Here is an 18,134-nt window from a genome sequence, read left to right as displayed (position 1 = left end):
TCGGCTACCTGTCGTCGGTCGGAGGTTCCGGGTGCAGCCGGTGGGCTATCGCCGTCAACTGGCGGACCAGGTCGCTGTGGCTGTCGGCCGCCCAGGCCACGCAGACCCGGTTGGGGCCGATGTCGGCGATCACGCTGTGCCGCACGTCGGGGCGGCTGTAGAAGAGCGCCGTCGAGAGGGGTAGGACCACCACGCCGCGCCCGGCCGCGACGTACTCCAACTTCTCCTCGACGGTCCGTACGGACCGTTCCGGCAGCCGTTCGCCGGCCCGCATCTCGGCGGCGACGTCCCGCCATTCCGGCACCGCCTCCGGGTCCTGGAGCAGGTGCTCGTCGGCCAGGTCGTGGATGCTGACCCGCTGCTTGCCGGCCAGCCGATGGTCGGCCGGTACGACGACTACCCGTGGCTCGTCGAAGAGCGGCTCCAGGGCGAGGTCCCGGGGGTCCAGCGGCAGCCGGACGTAGCTGGCGTCGACCCGTCCGTCCCGGATCATCTCGGTCTGGTCGTCCCATCCGGTACGCACCACCTCGACCTCCAGTCCCGGATTGGCCTCGCGCAGCGCGCGAACCTCGGCGGTGACGGTGAGGCCGGGCATGAATCCGAGCCGGAAGGTGCGGGCGCCGCCGCGGGCGGTGTCGAGCACCCTGCGACGCAGCGCGTTGGCGCGCGCCAGCAGTACCGTCCCGTCCGCCCGCAACTGCTCGCCGGCGGCGGTCAGCGCGGTGTGGCGTTGGTTCCGGTGCAGCAGTTGGGTGCCCAGTTCGCGTTCCAGCGCCCGGATCTGGCGGGACAGCACCGGCTGGGCGATGCGCAGTTCGGTGGCGGCCCGACCGAAATGCAGGTGCTCGGCGACGGCCAGGAAGTAGCGCAGTTTCCGCAGGTCGAGGTCGGCGTCCACGTCAATACCCTACGGGTATCACAGCTGACCACAAGGGTCTTGGACGGTGTAATGGAACCGACGCAGTGTTGGCGCAGGCCCCATCCGAAAGAAAGGCACCACGCCATGGACACCACTTCCCTGCGTTCCCGGCACGTCGTCGTCCTCGGCGGCACCTCCGGCATCGGCCTCGCGACGGCCCGGGCCGCCGCAGAGGCCGGCGCGGTCGTCACCGTCGCCTCCAGCAACCCGGCCAGCATCGAGCGGTCGCTCGCCGAACTACCGGAGGGCGCGCACGGCCACGCCGTCGACCTGACCGATGCCGACGCTGTGGGCCGGCTGTTCACCCGACTGGCGGCGGACGTCGGCCCGGTCGACCACCTCGCCTACACCGCCGGCGAGCCGCTGGCCCTGATGTCCCTGGACGAACTGGAGCTGGACCGGGCGCGGCAGTTCTTCGAGCTGCGCTACTTCGGGGCGCTCGGCGCGGTCCGGGCCGCCGCCCCGCACCTGCGCGACGGCGGCTCCGTCACGCTCACCAGCGGGACCGCCTCGGCCCGGCCCGGCCCGGGTTGGGCGGTGGCGGCCAGCATCTGCGGCGCGACGGAGGCACTGACCCGCGCCCTCGCCGTCGACCTCGCGCCGCGCGGCATCCGGGTGAACGCGGTCGCCCCGGGCGTCATCCGCAGCCCACTCTGGGCGTCGATGCCCGAGGCGGACCGGGAGGAGTTGTACCGGCTGAGCGCGGCCTCCGTGCCGCTGGGCCGGGTCGGGGAGGTCGACGACGTCGCCTCCGCGTACCTGTTCACGATGGTCAATCCGTACACCACCGGGACGGTGCTCACCGTCGACGGCGGGACGGTGCTCGCCTAGACCAGCGAGTCGCGCCACTGCCGGTGCAGGGCCGCGTACCGGCCGCCGGCCTCGGCCAGCACGGCGGGTGGGCCGTCCTCGACCACCCTCCCGTCGTCGAGGACGAGCACCCGGTCGGCCGTTTCCACGGTGGAGAGCCGGTGCGCGATCACCAGGGCGGTGCGGTCGCGCAGGATGGTGCCGAGTGCGCGCTGCACCAGCCGTTCGGTCGGCACGTCCAGCGACGACGTCGCCTCGTCCAGGATCAGCACGGTCGGGTCGGCCAGGAACGCCCGGGCGAACGCGACAAGTTGGCGCTGCCCGGCGGAGAGTCGGCCGCCGCGCCGGTGCACCTGGGTCGCGTACCCCTCGGGCAGGGCGGCGATGAAGTCGTGCGCGCCGATCGCCCGCGCGGCGGCCTGGACCGTCTCGTCGTCCGCGCCGGGGCGGCCGAACCTGATGTTCTCCGCGACGGTCCCACTGAACAGGTGGTTCTCCTGGGTCACCAACACCACGGCCTGGCGCAGGTCGGCGTCGCTCACGTCGCGCAGGTCGACGCCGTCCAGCCGGACCGTTCCGGTGTCCGGGTCGTGGAAACGGGCGACCAGTTTGGCGATCGTCGACTTGCCCGCGCCGGTCGGCCCGATCAGCGCCACCGTCTGCCCGGCCGACACGGTCAGCTCCAGCCCGTCGAGGATCGGGGTGCCGGCCCGGTAGCCGAAGGAGACCTCCCGGAAGGTCACCTCGCCGCGACCGGGCCCGGTCGGCAGCGGTGTGGGCCGGGCCGGTTCGGCGACGGCCGGCCGTTCGTCGAGCACCCCGGCCAGCTTCTCCAGTGCCGCGGTGGCCGACTGGAGCGAGTTGTAGAACTGGCTCAGCTCCTGCATCGGCTCGAAGAAACGACGCAGGTAGAGCAGGAACGCGGCGAGCACACCCACCTCGGTCTGCCCGTCGAGCACCCGCCAGCCGCCGTAGCAGAGCACCACCGCCACCGTGACGTTGCCGATCAGCTTGATCGCCGGCGAGTACGTGGCGATCAGGCGGAACGTGTGCAGGCTTGTTCGTCGGTAGTCGTCGCCGAGCGCCACGAAGATCCGTTGGTTGCGCGGCTCCCGGCGGAACGCCTGCACCGCCCGGATGCCCCGCATCGACTCGACGAAATGCACGATGACGAGCGCGATCGCGTCCCGGGTCCGCCGGTACGCGCTCGCCGACGACCGGGCGAACCAGCGGGACAACCAGAACAGGAACGGGAAGGCGAGCAGCGTCACGGCGGCCAGCGGCAGGTCCAGCCAGAGCAGGATGGCGGCCACCGACAACATCGACAACCCGGCCATCACCAGGTTGTCGATCCCCCCGTCGACAAGCTCGGCGATCGAGTCGATGTCACTGGTGAGCCGGGAGACCATCCGGCCGGAGGTGTACCGCTCGTGGAAGCCCACGGACAACCGCAGGAAGTGCCCGAACACGCGCTGCCGCAGGTCCAGCAGGACGGCCTGGCCGATCCGGGCGGAGAGGGTGAGGAACCCGCGCCGGGCCGCGTACTCGGTAAGTGCGGCGACCACGAACGCCCCGGCGACCGCGACCAGCGGGCGGGGGTCGCCGGCGCGCAGCGGCGCGATGGCCCGGTCGATGCCGATCATCACCAGGTACGGGCCGGCCATCGCGGCGGCGTTGCGGGTCAGCAGCAGGCCGATCGCGGCGGCGAGTCGCCGCCGGTGTGGTCGGAGTTGGTCGGCGAGCAGGGCCCGGCTGAGCCGGCGCAGCCGGGCCACCGCCTCGGGTGTGGTGTCCTCGGCGCGGCTCCGGTCGGCCTCCGGATCCGCGGCGGTCCCGCGCCAGCGGGCCAGCTCCGGTTCCTCCTGCGGCGGTGGGTCGGCCTGCTGCGGCACGGTCACGAGCGCACCAGCCCCCATCCGTCGGGGGTGGGCGGGCGCGGGCCGGCTTCGGCCGCCGGTGGGTGCCCGGTGGGTGGATCGGCGGCCAGCAGCGCCCGGTACGCCGGAACGGTGGCCAGCAACTCGGAGTGCCGCCCCACTGCGGTGATCCGCCCATCTTCGAGCAGGGCGACCCGGTCGGCCAGGGCGATCGTCGACGGCCGGTGCACCACCAGCAGCGCGGTGCTGTCGCGCAGCACCTGTCGCAGCGCCCCCTCGACAAGCGCCTCGGTGTGCACGTCGAGTGCGGACAGGGGGTCGTCGAGCACCAGCACCGCCGGTCGGCCGAGCACGGCCCGCGCCAACGCGAGTCGCTGCCGTTGCCCACCGGAGAGGGAGATCCCCTGCTCACCGACCCGGGTGGCCAACCCCCACGGCAGCTCGTACGCGAAGTCGGCCTGGGCCAGCGCGAGGGCCGCCCGGACGTCGTCGTCGTCGGCGTCCGGGCGCCCCAGGGTGAGGTTCTCCCGCACCGACATGGAGAAGAGCGTGGGCTCCTCGAACGCCACCCCGACCAGCCGGCGCAGCGAGGCCAGCCGTAGTTCGCGCAGGTCGTGCCCGTCCAGGGTGATCCGGCCGGCGGTCACCTCCTGCAACCGGGGCACCAGCGAGAGCAGCGTGCTCTTGCCGGAGCCGGTGGCACCGACCAGGGCGAGTGTCTCGCCCGGCTCGATGACCAGGTCGATCTCGCACAGCACCGGCGCGGTGCCACCCGGGTAGCGGAACGAGACCCCGTCGATGCGGAGCCGGCCGTGCACGGCGTCGCGGGTCAGGGCGAGCGCGCCGGGAGAATCCACGATCTCCGGTGGGGTGTCGAGCACCTCCTGGAGCCGGTCGGCGGCGGTGGCGGCCTCCTGACCGTTGGCGATGATCCAGCCCAGCGACTGCACCGGCCAGATGAGCATCAGTTGCAGGCTGACGAACGCGACAAGCTCACCGATGGTCAACGCACCCTTCGCGGCGGCGGCAGCCCCCGCCACCAGCACCACGCCCAGGGTCACGTTGGGCACCAGGTCGAGCAACGCCGAGGTGTTGGCCAGCAGCCGCGCCTTGCCCACGCCCGTGTCGTGCAGCCGCTGTGCCCCCACGGCGAAGCGGGCCGCCAGTTCCGGCCCCCGGCCGTACGCCTTCATGGTGCGCAGACCCTGCGCGGTTTCCTCGACCAGGGTCGCCACGTCGCCCTGCTGGTCCTGCATCCGCCGGGACGCGGCGTGGTAGTGCTGTCCGAACCGGCGGCTGATCAGCAGCAGCGGCACCGAGCTGGCCGCGACCAGCGCCCCGAGCAGCGGGTGCAGGTTGAACAGCAGTACGACGACGACCACGTAGGTGGTCAGGTTGAGCAGCAGGAAGAACACGCCGAAGGAGAGGAACCGGCGGATCACCGACAGGTCGCTGGTGATCCGGGAGAGCAACTGGCCGGACTGCCAACGGTCGTGGAAGCTCGTCGGTAGCCGTTGCAGGTGGGCGTAGACGTCGGCGCGCAGCGCCGCCTCCATGCCCACGGCCGAGGAGGACTGCACCCACCGCCGGATGAAGATGAGCACCGCCTCGGCGACGCCGAGCAGCAGCGCCAGGCCGCCGAGCCGAAACAGCCCGGCCGGTTCGTGTCGGGCCACCGGCCCGTCCACCACCCGCTGCACGACGAGTGGTACGGCGATCCCGGCCGCCGTGCCCGCCAGGCCCGTGACGAGCAGCCAGGCGAACTCGGCGGCGTACGGGCGCAGGTAGGGACGCAACCGCCAGAGGTTGTGCAACGGGCGCCGGGGCGCGGTGACCGGGGTGGCCGGGTCGCCGTCGCTCCGCAGAGGCATACCAGACGGTAGCGTCAATGGCGGCCGGCGCCGGTGTCAGCTTGCCGTCAGGCGCCGCTCATGACCGAGAAGCCACTTCTTCACGTCCAGCCCCCAGCGGTATCCGCCGAGCGTGCCATCGGTGCGCAGCACCCGGTGACAGGGCACGAACAGCGCCGCCGCGTTCCGGGCGCAGGCCGCCGCGGCGGCCCGCACCGCCGGTGGCCGACCGGCCAGCGCCGCGTACCCGGTGTAGGTGACCGGGGTGCCCGCCGGCACCTCGCGCAGCACCTGCCAGGCGTGCGCCATGAACTCCCCGCCGGTGCGCTGCCGCACCGGCACCGTGTCGATGGCGCCGAGGTCGCCGTCCAGGTAGGACCGGACCGCCGCGCTGACCGGGCCGAGGTCGGCCCGTTCGCGCACCGGCGCCCGCAGGCTCGGGTGGACCAGTGGCAGCAGCGCCGCCGGGTCCGGGGTGAAGCCGGCCGCTCGTACGTCGCCGTCCGGGCCGGCGAGGATGCTCAACGGGCCGGCGGGCGTGCTCAGTACGGTGCTGTCGATGCTCATGCCGCTCTCCAGAGTCTCATCGTTGCGTAGGACCGCCAGGGACGCCAACGCTCGGCGTACCGGTCGAGGGTTGGCGGGTTGTCGGGCAGGCCGAGGGCGGCGGCGCCGCGCCGGACCGCGAGGTCGGTGCTGAGCAGGATGTCCGGGTCGCCGAAGGCGCGCATGGCCAGGTAGTTGGCAGTCCACGGGCCGATGCCGGGCAACGCGAGCAGCCCCCGAGCCGCCTCCTCCCGATCCACCGAAGCCGCCAGGTCCACCACCCCGTCGACAACGGCCCGCGCCAACCCCCGCAGGGTCTCCCGCCGCCCCACCGGCATCCCGAACCCCGAATCCGGCACGGCCAACAACTCCTCCGCGCTCAGAAACCCCCGTTGACCATGGCGTTGTTGTCCCGAAGCGTCGGAGTCGGCGGCAAAAGCCTCATGATCAACCTGGTCGCGGGCGGCCAGGAGGAGGCGGGTCAGGGTTTTTTGGGCGGAGGTCACCGAGACCTGTTGGCCGATGATGGCGCGGACGGCCATCTCGAAGCCGTCCACCGCGCGGGGGACGCGGATTCCCGGTTCCGCGGCGACGGCGGGGGCGAGCGCCGGGTCGGCGGCCAGTGTGGCGTCGATGGCCGCCGGGTCCGCGTCCAGGTCGAGCAGCCGGCGACACCGGGCCACCGCGGGTGCCAGGTCACGGACGTCGGTCAGCCGCAGCGTCGCCGCCACGTGCCCGGCCGCCGGGACCAGCGCCACCTCGCCGGTGCCGTGTGGCAACCGCAAACCCCTGTGGTACGCCCCGTCGCGCACCTCGTCCACGCCGGGCAGGGCCCGCACCGCGAAGAAGTCCAGCAGCGCGCCGGCGTGCAGTGGCGGACGGTACGCCAGCCGGAGCGCGATGGTCCCCGCACCGGTCGAGGGCTGCTGACCGGCGCGAGCCGTCCGCAGGTCGGACGGCGCACTGGCGTACACCTCGCGGAGCGTGTCGTTGAACTGCCGGACGCTGCCGAAGCCGGCGGCGAACGCGATCTCCGCCATCGAGAGGTTTGTGGTCTCGATCAGGATCCGGGCGGTCTGCGCCCGTTGGGCCCGGGCCAGCGCAAGCGGCCCGGCACCCATCTCGGCGCTCAGCATCCGGTGCAGGTGCCGTTCGGTGTAGCCCAGACGGGAGGCCAACCCCGGCACGCCGTCCCGGTCGACCACCCCGTCGGCGATCAGCCGCATCGCGCGGCCGACCACGTCCGCGCGGACGTCCCACAGGGGTGAGCCCGGTGCGGCGTCCGGCCGGCAGCGGCGGCAGGCGCGCAACCCGACCCCCTGCGCCGCCGCGGCGGACGGAAAGAACCGGACATTCTGCCGCTTGGGTGTGATCGCCGGGCAGGACGGCCGGCAGTAGATCCCGGTGGACGTCACGCCCGTGTAGAACCAGCCGTCGAACCGCTGGTCACGACTGTCCACGGCCCGGTAACACCGCTCGAAGTCCAACTCCATGTCACCGATCATGCCCCGCTCGACCCGCTGTCGGCTGGCGGGAATCGGACCTTGCCGTGCCGGTGAGCAGGGGCCCGTCAACGGGGACGACGGCGACGCCGATGAGGTTGGCCGGCCCCGGTGGGCTGCCCGGCACGACTGGGCTGGGCGGCACGATTCGGCTGGGCGGCACGATTCGGCTGGGCCGATCGACTCGACGGGGCGGCGCGGTGTGGCTGGCCGGTCAGCAGGGCGGACCGGAAGACGCCGTCCGGGTCGTACCGCTTCCACAGCCGCCGCACCCTGGCCCCGGTCTCGCCCGGGTAGATCCGGGCGAACGCGGCCGGGTCCGGTCGGCTCTCGAAGTTGACGTACGCGCCGTCGGCCCGCGCTCCGACGCCCCGCCAGGCGGCGTCCAACGCCGCACCGCCCTGCGGTGGGAACACCGAGGCGATGACCAGGGTGTCCTGGTGGCGATGGGAGTACGCGGTCGCGTCGGGAGCCACGTCGTTGACCGCCCCGCCCAGCGAGCGGAGCTGGACCACCGCTCGCCCCGGCCCGGTCACGGCTCGCATCACGGCCCGCGCCCCCGCGTCGTTCAGCCCGCTGAACAGGCCGTTGGTGGTGGTGCCGCGCTGCTGGCCGACGTTGGGGTTCAGGTGCGCGGTCGGCACCAGGGCCGGGTAGGGCAGCAGGTCGGTGCGGTGTTCGAGCACCTTGCCGATGGCGAGCAGCGGCTCCACCGCGGGCCGGGCCCGGCGCAAACTCTCGGCGGCCACCACGGCGGTGATGGACATGAGGGCCGAGCGTCCGTCCGCGAACACCATCGCCGCCGCGGACAACTCCCGTGGGGCCTGCGCGAGGTAGGCCGTCCACTCCCGGACGGTGCGCCCGTCCGGGTGCGCCTCGACGACCACCTGCGTCACGGCGACGTTGCGTTGCTCGACGGCCTCGATCTCGAAGGCCACCACGATCCCCGCACCAGCTCCGGCACCACGGACCAGCCAGAACAGCTCCGGCTCGTGCGCGGCGTCCGCGCGTACCAGCGTCCCGTCGGCGAGCACCACCTCGACGGCGCGGACGCGGTCGATGGTGAGGCCGTGGGCGCGGACCAACCAACCGACACCGCCGCCGGTGGCCAGACCGCCGACCCCGACGCCCCCGTAGTCACCCGAGCTGATCACCAGGCCGTACGGTGCCAACGCCTTCGCGACGTTCGCCCAGCGGGCACCGGCCTCCACCCGGACCAGCCCGGCCCGCTCGTCGAGCACCTGCACGCGGTTGAGCATGGACAGGTCGACGACCACGCCACCGTTATTGGAGGAGGCCCCGGAGAAGCCGTGCCCGCCGCTGCGGACGGCGATCGGCAACCGTTGCTCCCGCGCATAGCGCAGCGCGTCGACCACCTGGGCCGTGGTCTTCGGCAGCAGCACGGCGGCCGGCGACGCCGTGGTGGTGTACGTGGAGCGCAGCTGCGCGTACCGGCGGTCGCCAGGTGTGACGATCTGTCCGGTCAGCGAGGCGGGCACCCGGGGCATGGTGGTGCTCATCGTCGCCCCCGCGGCCCGCACGCCGGGTGTCCGAGATCGGTCATGGCCCAAGGATGGGCGGGCTTACCGGCCTCGGCAAACCCGGTGGGCGGGTGCCCGCTGGTCACGGAGCCGCGCTGCGCTCGCCGGTGCGGGTGAGGTGACAGGAATCTCCGGTCGGCCCCTGCTCTGGGCGCGGTCGGCCGCGTCCACGGGTCCTGTTTCGCGCCGCCGGGGCTCGGTGCGGCCGGCGGCACCACGGTCGGCGCGGACGACTCGGGCGCGGGCGGGCCGGGCACTTCCGCCCGCTCGTCCTCGTCCACCCACCACCTCCGTTTCGTTGTCACAGATACAGACGCCGCAGGTCATCGTGGCTGTCGGCGGTCTGCCGGGATTTTTCCCGCCCGGAAGTGTCGGTCGGGACGGGTAACGTCCGGCCACCAATTCAAGAAGGGGTGACGCGACATGGCGAGCGTGGCGGGTTGGGCGGCGGCGTCGACACCGGGCACGTTCCCGCCGCTGCCCCGCGCGGTGGCGCAGTCCCTCTACCGCCGGATGCGGGCCGTCGCACCCGCCGCCCGGGGCGCCATCGACCGGGACCGGGCGACCGGCTTCGAGCGGGCCTTCGCCGACACCGCCTGCGGCAGGTTGGTCGGCTCGCTCGACGAAGCGGGTCTGCGGGCGCTTGGCATGTGGACGCACCACTGGTGCATGCGCTTCTACGACGACGACACCCGGGCCGGCCGACGGCTGGTCCGCGAGATCGCGGCTCGGCAGGGGCTGGGCTGGACGGCCGACGAGGTGCGCTGGATGCTGCGCGAGTCGTTGTCGGCCGGCCCGGCCGCCGCCGACCGGTTCACGCTGCCCCGGGCCGCCGCGGCCCAGTTGCCCGAGGCCGACTGCCCACTCGACGAGCTACCCCCGGCCGCCCTCCAGCCCGGGTCCCACGTGCCCCACCAGCGCCGGCCCGAATCCTCGCGGTGATCATGGGGTTGGCGGGGTGTGCGATCGACAGGTGACCCGCCAACCTCATGATCACCGGTTGGGTCGACGGCGTGCCGGCGGGCGGCTGCGGCAGGATGGACGGCGGCCACCGACGGAAGGACGCCCGATGCCCGCCAGCGCACCGACAATCGTCGCCACCAGCATGGGCTTCTTCCCCGGCGACCGCGGCCCCTACAGCCTGCGTCCCAGCCCGGTCTTCGAGCTGGCGGCCGAGCTGGCCGAGGCCGGTGCACAGCCACGGGTCTGCTACCTCGGTCAGGCCGTCGGCGACCAGCCCACCTCGCTGACCGCCCTCTACGGCGCGTTCGCCGACACCCGGTTCCGGCTGTCACACCTCGCCCTGTTCCCGATGCCGAACGTCGAGGACATCCGCGCCCACCTGCTCGCCCAGGACGTCCTCTGGGTCGGCGGCGGCAGCGTGGCCAACCTGGTAGCGGTGTGGCGGGTGCACGGGCTCGACGAGATCCTGCACGAGTGCTGGCAGGCCGGCGTGGTGCTGGCCGGGGTCTCCGCCGGTTCGATCTGCTGGCATGTCGGCGGTGCCACCGACAGCTTCGGCCCGCGCCTGCGCGGCTTCACCGACGGCCTGGCCTGGCTGCCCTACGGCAACGGGGTCCACTACGACAGCGAGGGGCAGCGGCGTCCGCTCATGCACGAACTGGTCGGCAACGGGACGCTGCCGACCAGCCACTGCACCGACGACGGGGTCGGCCTGGTCTACCGGGGCACCCAGTTGGTCGAGGCGATCGCGGACCGCGACGGCGTGTCGGCGTACGAGGTCAGCCGCGACGCCGACGGCAGCGTCCGGGAGGCGGTCATCGCCCCGCGCCTGCTCGGCTGAGCGTCACGCCTGTTCGGCAGGCGTCCGACGTCGGAGCACCGCGTCGAAGACCTGCGCCAGCTCGGCGGCGTCCTCCCCGGCGTGGTGCGTGTGCGGCACGTCGTGCAGGCCCAGCTTGTGCTTGATCTTGCCCTTGCGGGTCTGGACCCACTCGCTGCCGGTCAACCCCATCCAGTAGCTGCGGAGATCGACACCCGAACCGGTGGCACCGAACGGGCTGTGGCCGACGAAGCGCACGAAGTACCAGTGCACGAACATGCCGTCCCAGACGGCCGGGGCGGCCAGGAAGACCGGGCGGCCGACCCGGCGCAGCCCGTTGACCCAGGCGGCCGCGGCGGTCATTGCCTCCTGCGCGGTGGGTGCCTCCCGCAGCAGGCGGTCCCGGTCCAGGCCGGAGACGGCCAGCGCCGCCGGCACGAACTCCTCGGAGATCGGACGCAGCTCGGTGTAGAAGGTCAGGTCCGGGTGGCCGGCCACGGCCATGCCCAGCGAGATCATGCTGTACGGCCCGGGGATCGGCCCGTCCGCCTCCACATCGACGGCGACATACAGCTCGGGCAACGTCGAGGTCATTTCACCTCCAGCGGCGGGACATCGAGTTCGGCAGGGTAGCAACGTCTGCCGGGTCCCGTCGCGACATAAACCGCACGCCGCGTAAGCTGGCTGGTCGTGAGTCTTTCCATCGGCATCGTCGGCCTGCCCAACGTCGGCAAGAGCACGCTGTTCAACGCGTTGACCAAGAACGACGTGCTGGCGGCGAACTACCCGTTCGCCACCATCGAGCCCAACGTCGGCGTGGTCGGGCTTCCGGACGAGCGGCTGGGCAAGCTGGCCGAGATCTTCTCCTCGCAGAAGGTGCTGCCGGCCCCGGTGTCGTTCGTCGACATCGCCGGCCTGGTCCGCGGCGCGTCGAAGGGGCAGGGTCGGGGCAACGCCTTCCTGGCCAACATCCGCGACGCCTCGGCGATCTGCCAGGTCGTCCGCGCCTTCTCCGACCCGAACGTGGTGCACGTCGACGGCAAGATCTCCCCGGCCGACGACATCGAGACGATCAACACCGAGCTGATCCTCGCCGACCTGCAAACCCTGGACAAGGCGCTGCCCCGGTTGGAGAAGGAGGCCAAGCTCCGCAAGGACCGCCTCGCCGCGGTCGCCGCCGCGAAGGCCGCGATCGAGGTGCTCGACGGCGGCACCACCCTCTACTCCGGGGCCGCCGCCGCCAAGATCGAGCTGGAGCACCTGCGCGAGCTGCACCTGCTCACCACCAAGCCCTTCCTCTACGTCTTCAACGTCGACGAGGCCGAGCTGGCCAACGAGACGTTCCTCGACGAGCTGCGCGCCCTGGTCACCCCCGCCGAGGCCGTCTTCATGGACGCGAAGATCGAGTCCGAGCTGGTGGACCTCCCCGAGGAGGAGGCCCGCGAGCTGCTGGAGTCGATCGGGCAGAACGAACCCGGCCTCAACCAGCTCGTCCGGGTCGGCTTCCGCACGCTCGGCCTCCAGACGTACCTCACGGCCGGCCCCAAGGAGGCACGCGCCTGGACCGTCCCGGTCGGCGCGACCGCGCCGGAGGCCGCGGGTGTCATCCACAGCGACTTCCAGCGCGGCTTCATCAAGGCCGAGGTGGTCTCCTACCACGACCTGGTCGAGCACGGTTCGATGGCGGCGGCCAAGGCGGCGGGCAAGGTCCGCATCGAGGGCAAGGAGTACGTGATGCAGGACGGCGACGTGGTGGAGTTCCGCTTCAACGTCTGAGTTCGGCCTGTTCTCGCAGGTCAGGTTGTCGAGTACTGGGTGTTCGCCATCGGGAAGCCGATCGCTTGGTCCGTGATTCTCGCCGCCCTGTCAGCACTGCCTGGCCTTGGCTACCTGGTAACTGCCGTGCTGTTGCGCCGGCGTCTGAATCGGGCCAGCCTGGCGAATGACTGCCTCTGGGGATGACGCGGTGGGGCGACAAGGTTGGAGTCCGGTAGGACGCTGCACCTTGTCGCCCACCACCTCACCGCGCCATTCTTGTCGGCACTGCTGGGGTGTTTAGTTGTAGTGGGCGAACTCGGTGTAGTCGTTCCAGATCCAGCCTTTGACGCCCGTGCAGCAGTCGGAGTGCCACCACAGGTTTCCGGCATCGTTCACGCAACGCTTGTCGATACGGAAAAGCGTCTTGGACTTCCAGTGGGCTATCACCGAGGATGACCCCGAATAGCTGGTGTGCACCGCCGCGCTGCCGACGATGACCCGCCTGATGTGCGGCGTCCAGTCCGAACAAGAGGCCATCGTTCCGACCTCGGTCGGTACGCCGATCGTCTCGTTCGACGATACGCCCGGAGCGTGCCGGGCCGCCGCAACTCCCGGTGTCGCGATCGGAAGGATGCCGGCAAACGCCAGCGTGAGTGCGCCACCCGCCGCTGCGAGTCTCCTCGACGTTGCTTTCCGCATAGATTGCTCCATATCCGTAGGCTCTGAGTTGGACCGTATAGCTGTCGCGGTCATTGCGAAGTCCGCCAGTGGTAACGGATAGATATACGTGGCTTGACCAGGGGTTTGGTCGGTTGGTCAAGGTAATTGGGCCGCGTGGTTCTCGCCTTTGTGCGGTGACCCGCCGGCCCTGACAGCGCGGTATTCGGGAAGGCGACCACGAGCACCCTGCAAGGTATGCCGGTCGGCACGTTCCGGCCTCACCAGTGACCGGTGATGAGGCCGGCGGCGGCGTCGAGCCGCTCCCGTTCACCGGTGGTGAGCGCGGGGTCGTTCCGCCGTACCGCCAGGGCCTGGCCCAGCACGGTCAGCAGGCCGTCGCCGACACCGTCCAGGAAGGCGCCCAACAGCGTGGCGGCCGGTGCCGCCAGGGGATGCCCGGTATCGGCCGCGACCTGGGCGAGAATGACCGCGGAGAGCGCGACATCGAGGTTCGCAGGTCCTTCGCTGGCGTTGCGCCAGTCTATGAGGACCGGCCCTCGTGACGTCAGCACGACGTTGTCCGGGTGCAGGTCGAGATGCAGGATCCGGGCGTCGTCGTGTGGGTTGAGCCGGGGCGGCAACGCGTGGAGTCGATGATGGAGGTCTGCCAGACAGGCGGCAGCCGCCGGGGCGTCGAGTTCGCCGGCGACGAGTGCCGACAGCATGGTGGGCCCGTCCAGTCGTTCCATGACGAGATCGGTCCCGCGCGCTTGGTACACGGTGGGTACCGGAAAACCCAGACTGCCCACGTACGCCATGACTGCCGCCTCGGCGGCCACGTCCCCACCGTTGCGGTAGCGCCGAAGGACGCGCCGATCGTCGATGGCGAAGACGTCGGCGTCTCGGCCCGAGGCCAGCGGGACCGGATCCACCACGACCCGACCGTAACCGACGGATGCTGAACCCCTCGAAGGGCAGGGAGTTCGCCGGCAAGCTCGATCTGCTGGCCACCCCGGTGGAAGCGGCCACCTGGTGAGCCGGCACGTTCAGCGGCGGGGTGTCTCCTGCGGCGGCGCCGACCGGATGGCGACGCCGTTCTCGCGACGCACGCTGCTCAGCCCCGGCAAGGCCCGTGGGGTCGCCGACGCCTGCCCGGCCGGGTGGGGCCGACCTAGCGTGCGTGCAGCGGTACGGCGATGGCCTCCCGGATCAGGGCGACGGCTCGGTCGACCTCTCCCGCGGTGGCCGCAGAGTCGTCCCGCTCGGACTCGTGCACGAAGGCCGTGACGCCACGGCGGCTGCCGCAGTAGTCCACGATCCCGTGTTCGATCTGTGTCCGTAGCGCCTGCCCGTACCCGTGTTTCTCGTAGCTGCCGGCGTCGTCGCCGGCGATGGGGAGCAGGTGGGTGGTGAGACGTTGCAGCCTCGGTTGGATGCCGGTGGCGGGGGTGTAGTCGAAGGCCCAGCCGTTGATGAAGACCCGGTCGATCCACCCCTTGAGCAGTGCCGGCATCGACCACCAGTAGACCGGGAAGACCAGCACGAGGTCGCTGGCTCGGTCGATGCGCTGCTGCTCGCGGCGCACGTCGGGCGGGCACCCGCCGCGCTGCTGGTATGCCTGATGGTCGGCCAGTGTGAACCTCGGATCGAACCCCTCCTTCGTCAGGTCGGCGATCTCGACCGAACCGGGGCGCAGCGCGGCCGCGAGCTGCCGCACCGTGTGGTGCGTGAGGGACTCGGGCTCCGGATGCACGGTTACCACAAGCGTGTGCATGCGATTACCGCTCGGCCCAGGCGCCCAGCTCGTTGCCGCTGGGGTCGGTGAAGTGGAACCGCCGGCCACCGGGAAACTCGTACGGCCCCTTCAGCACCTGGCCGCCGGCCTCCTTCACGGCCTGCACGGACCGGTCCAGATCGTGTGAGTACAGCAGCACCAGCGGACCGCCGGCCCGGATGTCCTGGTCCAGGCGGAGCCCGCCGACCTCGGGGGCCGAGTCGCCGTGCGGGCTGCGGATGCCCGCGTACCCGGGGCCGTAGTCGGTGAACTCCCAGCCGAACGCGTCGGCGTAGAAGCGCTTGGCCTCGACGAGGTTCGTCACCGTGAACTCGATGTAGTCGATGGCGTGGTGCCGGTGCGGCGATGGCTCAGACATGCACGCCATTGTGCGCCCCGGGTACGACGCGACCATGACATGCGGTGGTGCTTCACCGAGCCGGCCGGTCGCGAGCGCCACTACCAGGTCGACACGACCGGCAAGAGTGAGATCGACTCCGGTTCCTTGGAGTCGGGGGGTCACGGAGACCTCGACACCCCGGATTCCCGGAACCGGAGTCGACCCACCGCCGTTACTCCGCGCGGTACACGGAGATGTGCGACGGGCTGTCGGCCGTGAACGGCCGCCGGTGCCAGTCGGCGTACCGCTCGGTGAGCCGGAGCCCTGCCCGCTGCGCCATCTCGTCGATCTGGTGCGGCCAGGCATACCGCATGGCGAACGGCTTCAGGTGCACACCGCCGGCGTCGAAGGTGATGGTCTGCCGGATGAAGGACTGCGCCGGTCGGTCGTACCGATGCAGTCGGATCGTCGCGGAGTCCTCGGTGACGCCCCAGACCTGCACCTGCTCGTCGGCGTCGAAGGTGCGCGGGTCGGGCACGAACGTCTCGATGACGAACGCCCCGCCCGGCGACAACACCCGGGCGACGTTGCGGAAACAGTCCGCCTGCCGCTCGGCGTCCACCAGGTTGAACAGCGTGTTGAAGACCAGGTACGCGAGCCGGAACTCACCCGTCACCGGTACGTCCGCCATGTCGGCGACGACCACGGGGATCCGGTCGCCACCGGGCTTGGCCCGCATCTGCGCCACCATCTCCTCGGACGCCTCGACACCGTGCACGTCGAGACCGCGCTCGGCCAGTGGCAGAGCGACCCGGCCGGTGCCGATCGCCAGTTCGAGAACGGGCCCACCGTCGGCCAGGTCGGCCAGGAAGTCCACCGCCGGCACCGGGTCGGGATTGCCGGGGCTGTCGTAGCCGGCCGCCCACAGTCGGCCGAAGAGGCCGGGATCGTCGAAGACCGACATCAGCGGCCTCCGGGGTTGGTCAGGGGGTCAGTGGCGCGCTCCCGCGCCGGGGGAGTCGGAGCAGAACTGCTCACGAAGCCTCGATTCCTCAGGTCGGATGACGTTCGGTCGGAGGGACTTCGTCGTGTCGGGCATGGTGGCTGCTCCCTTCGCGCGGCTGTGCACCGAGCAGACCAGAGACGGCAGCGGCCCGGCAAGGCATATACGCCAGCCGGGCCGCGGTGCGCGGGCGGTCAGGAGATGTGGTGCAGGATCACGTTGTGCACGTGGTGACTCTTCTGCGCGCCACGGAACTCCACCTCGTAGGTGTGCGTCCCCACGTGGATCGCGATCGCACCGGTGGAGAAGAACGAGCCACCCCAGGACTTGTTGCTGACCACACTCACGCTGGTGATCTTCGAGTACGGGATGCTGGTGATCGCGAACCGCTTCCCGACGAACGAGCGATCCTGGATGATCACGCGGCGGTCGGTCAGCCCGATGAACCCGGTGCCGGTGCCGACCGCGTCGTAGACGGCGATGATCTGCTCACCGTCGAGGAGGCCGCTCTCGATCTGCTGGACCTGCTCCTTGCGGTCGTACGCGATGTTCGCCATGGGTCCAAGGCTAGAAAACCGGTGCCAGCCCGCCGGCGAGAGCGACGGGCGTCAGGACTCGGTGACCGCCCGGTACGCGTCCTCGATGCGGGCGGCCAACAGGACCTCACCCTCGGTCAGCGGCTCGCCGTTGCCGTGACCGACCCGGATCTGGGTGCTGTCGGGCAGACGGCTGATCTCGGGGCGCAGGTGCAGTGCGTCGGCGACGACCTTGACCCGTTCGGTCAGGGCGGCGTGCTGGCTGTCGTCGATCGCGAGCGTCCGGCGGATCTGCTCGCCCTCGCGCGTCCAACCAGATAGCAGGGTCAACGCGTCGGAGAGGTAGTCGTGCTTGGCCCTGCTGTTGAACAGCACTCGCATCACCGCACCCCCCAAGCGCCGTTGTCGGCTCGTGGCCAAATCGTCGCCATCCCGTGTCTTGTCGGTGTCCTCTAGTTTGTCGCCGCTCGGAAGGGGTGTCCACGCCCACACTTCCGTGTTCTGTTGGCCTAGCGGACGGCTACGGTACCCAAACCGCCGATTGATCTGGCACCCTGGACGCCCGTGCGGACCGAACGGGCGAATGACGGCGGGCAGACCGAGCGACGAGACCTGAAGGTGATCGTCGGTGCGGCGATCATCCGGGACGGGCGGGTGCTCGCCTGTGCGCGTGCCGCCCCACCCGAGGTGGCGGGGATGTGGGAGTTTCCCGGCGGAAAGGTCGAGCCGGGGGAGACCGAGACCGACGCGCTGATCCGGGAGTGCGCCGAGGAGTTGGCCGTACGCGTCGAGATCGGCGACCGGGTCGGCCGCAATGTCCGGATGGCGCACGGCCGCTCGGTGCTCAAGGTTTACGCTGCCCGACTGCTCGACGATGACCAGCCGCAGGCGCTGGAACACGAGGCGCTGCGCTGGCTCGCGGCGGACGAACTGGACTCGGTCACCTGGCTCCCCGCCGACGCCCCGATAGTCGCAGCCCTCCGCCCCCACCTGAAAACCCCCTAGAAACACCCTCGGCCCCAGTTCCCGTCGATCATGGAGTCATTGCCCGCTCGCTCGGCGTGTCGCGGCAACAACCCCATGGTCAACGGTCTGCGGGTGGGGAAACGGGTGGGGGGCGCCGGGGGGGGCCCGGGCCCCCCCCCCCGGGGGGGGTGTTTTTTGTTGTGCGGGTGCGGGGGGGGGGAGTTGTGGTGGTGTGGGGGGCGCGGGGAGGTGACCTCGTCACCCAAACG

General features: G+C 71.3%; 19 protein-coding genes. 5 read left to right on the top strand and 14 right to left on the bottom strand.

Translation table 11 applies throughout. From position 1 onward, the window contains the following. Positions 1–4 precede the first annotated feature (4 nt). Entirely contained in the window at positions 5–898 is an 894-nt protein-coding gene (locus tag ACGFIW_RS12870) for a LysR family transcriptional regulator (protein WP_393313832.1), read from the bottom strand. Between the two features lie 105 nt (positions 899–1,003). Between ACGFIW_RS12870 and ACGFIW_RS12865 the strand changes: the two genes are divergently transcribed. Next, complete coding sequence (locus tag ACGFIW_RS12865; RefSeq protein WP_393313829.1) at positions 1,004–1,750, top strand: SDR family oxidoreductase; 747 nt, start codon at positions 1,004–1,006, stop codon at positions 1,748–1,750. Here ACGFIW_RS12865 and ACGFIW_RS12860 read toward each other — a convergent pair. The 5 genes from ACGFIW_RS12860 to ACGFIW_RS12840 form a co-directional block, all read right to left on the bottom strand. Further along, complete coding sequence (locus ACGFIW_RS12860) at positions 1,747–3,627, bottom strand: ABC transporter ATP-binding protein (RefSeq protein WP_393313826.1); 1,881 nt, start codon at positions 3,625–3,627, stop codon at positions 1,747–1,749. The two genes, ACGFIW_RS12865 and ACGFIW_RS12860, sit on opposite strands and share 4 nt — an antisense overlap. Beyond that, complete coding sequence (locus ACGFIW_RS12855; RefSeq protein ID WP_393313823.1) at positions 3,624–5,477, bottom strand: ABC transporter ATP-binding protein; 1,854 nt, start codon at positions 5,475–5,477, stop codon at positions 3,624–3,626. Before ACGFIW_RS12855 ends, ACGFIW_RS12860 begins: the two co-directional genes overlap by 4 nt. Before the next feature lie 36 nt (positions 5,478–5,513). Then, positions 5,514–6,023 carry a methylated-DNA--[protein]-cysteine S-methyltransferase gene (locus ACGFIW_RS12850; RefSeq protein WP_393313820.1) on the bottom strand — a complete coding sequence of 170 codons (510 nt, stop codon included), beginning with the start codon at positions 6,021–6,023 and terminating at the stop codon, positions 5,514–5,516. After that, positions 6,020–7,495, bottom strand: coding sequence for a DNA-3-methyladenine glycosylase 2 family protein (locus tag ACGFIW_RS12845; RefSeq protein WP_393314075.1), 1,476 nt, complete (start codon positions 7,493–7,495; stop codon positions 6,020–6,022). Before ACGFIW_RS12845 ends, ACGFIW_RS12850 begins: the two co-directional genes overlap by 4 nt. 77 nt (positions 7,496–7,572) lie before the next feature. Further along, positions 7,573–9,024, bottom strand: coding sequence for an FAD-binding oxidoreductase (locus ACGFIW_RS12840; RefSeq protein WP_393313818.1), 1,452 nt, complete (start codon positions 9,022–9,024; stop codon positions 7,573–7,575). Positions 9,025–9,468: 444 nt separating this feature from the next. Here ACGFIW_RS12840 and ACGFIW_RS12835 point away from each other — a divergent pair, with 444 nt between their 5' ends. Together ACGFIW_RS12835 and ACGFIW_RS12830 are read left to right on the top strand one after the other, a co-directional pair. Then, positions 9,469–9,987 (top strand): hypothetical protein, encoded by a 519-nt coding sequence (locus ACGFIW_RS12835; RefSeq protein WP_393313815.1) that lies wholly within the window; start codon positions 9,469–9,471, stop codon positions 9,985–9,987. A gap of 127 nt (positions 9,988–10,114) precedes the next feature. Then, positions 10,115–10,849: a Type 1 glutamine amidotransferase-like domain-containing protein gene (locus tag ACGFIW_RS12830; RefSeq protein ID WP_393313812.1), complete on the top strand. Its 735-nt coding sequence runs from the start codon at positions 10,115–10,117 to the stop codon at positions 10,847–10,849. Positions 10,850–10,852: 3 nt separating this feature from the next. Here the strand turns inward: ACGFIW_RS12830 and ACGFIW_RS12825 are convergent, their stop codons facing one another. After that, positions 10,853–11,422: an exonuclease gene (locus ACGFIW_RS12825; protein WP_393313809.1), complete on the bottom strand. Its 570-nt coding sequence runs from the start codon at positions 11,420–11,422 to the stop codon at positions 10,853–10,855. Positions 11,423–11,518: 96 nt separating this feature from the next. Here ACGFIW_RS12825 and ychF point away from each other — a divergent pair, with 96 nt between their 5' ends. Beyond that, positions 11,519–12,604 (top strand): redox-regulated ATPase YchF, encoded by a 1,086-nt coding sequence (gene ychF, locus ACGFIW_RS12820; protein ID WP_393313806.1) that lies wholly within the window; start codon positions 11,519–11,521, stop codon positions 12,602–12,604. Positions 12,605–12,883: 279 nt separating this feature from the next. Here ychF and ACGFIW_RS12815 read toward each other — a convergent pair whose 3' ends face one another. The 7 genes from ACGFIW_RS12815 to ACGFIW_RS12785 form a co-directional block, all read right to left on the bottom strand. Beyond that, positions 12,884–13,285 carry a hypothetical protein gene (locus tag ACGFIW_RS12815; RefSeq protein WP_393313804.1) on the bottom strand — a complete coding sequence of 134 codons (402 nt, stop codon included), beginning with the start codon at positions 13,283–13,285 and terminating at the stop codon, positions 12,884–12,886. A 239-nt stretch (positions 13,286–13,524) separates the two neighbouring features. Beyond that, complete coding sequence (locus ACGFIW_RS12810; RefSeq protein ID WP_393313802.1) at positions 13,525–14,181, bottom strand: phosphotransferase; 657 nt, start codon at positions 14,179–14,181, stop codon at positions 13,525–13,527. Positions 14,182–14,417: 236 nt separating this feature from the next. Next, positions 14,418–15,020 (bottom strand): NAD(P)H-dependent oxidoreductase, encoded by a 603-nt coding sequence (locus ACGFIW_RS12805; RefSeq protein WP_393313799.1) that lies wholly within the window; start codon positions 15,018–15,020, stop codon positions 14,418–14,420. Positions 15,021–15,024: 4 nt separating this feature from the next. Continuing rightward, a complete protein-coding gene (locus ACGFIW_RS12800) occupies positions 15,025–15,399 on the bottom strand; it encodes a VOC family protein (protein WP_393313796.1) in 375 nt (124 codons plus the stop codon). 193 nt (positions 15,400–15,592) lie between these two features. Beyond that, entirely contained in the window at positions 15,593–16,324 is a 732-nt protein-coding gene (locus ACGFIW_RS12795; RefSeq protein ID WP_393313794.1) for a class I SAM-dependent methyltransferase, read from the bottom strand. Between the two features lie 233 nt (positions 16,325–16,557). Continuing rightward, entirely contained in the window at positions 16,558–16,920 is a 363-nt protein-coding gene (locus ACGFIW_RS12790; RefSeq protein WP_203147864.1) for a PH domain-containing protein, read from the bottom strand. Between the two features lie 51 nt (positions 16,921–16,971). Then, on the bottom strand, positions 16,972–17,280 hold the full coding sequence (locus ACGFIW_RS12785; RefSeq protein WP_357067759.1) for a 4a-hydroxytetrahydrobiopterin dehydratase: 309 nt from the start codon (positions 17,278–17,280) through the stop codon (positions 16,972–16,974). Positions 17,281–17,463: 183 nt separating this feature from the next. Between ACGFIW_RS12785 and ACGFIW_RS12780 the strand changes: the two genes are divergently transcribed. Continuing rightward, a complete protein-coding gene (locus ACGFIW_RS12780; protein ID WP_393313791.1) occupies positions 17,464–17,904 on the top strand; it encodes a (deoxy)nucleoside triphosphate pyrophosphohydrolase in 441 nt (146 codons plus the stop codon). Positions 17,905–18,134 lie beyond the last annotated feature (230 nt).

The sequence above is a fragment of the Micromonospora sp. NPDC048935 genome, assembly GCF_043197875.1.
Classification (GTDB): domain Bacteria; phylum Actinomycetota; class Actinomycetes; order Mycobacteriales; family Micromonosporaceae; genus Micromonospora.
The sequence above is the reverse complement of the archived record's forward strand: the minus strand, read 5'-3'. Positions and strand labels throughout refer to the sequence as shown.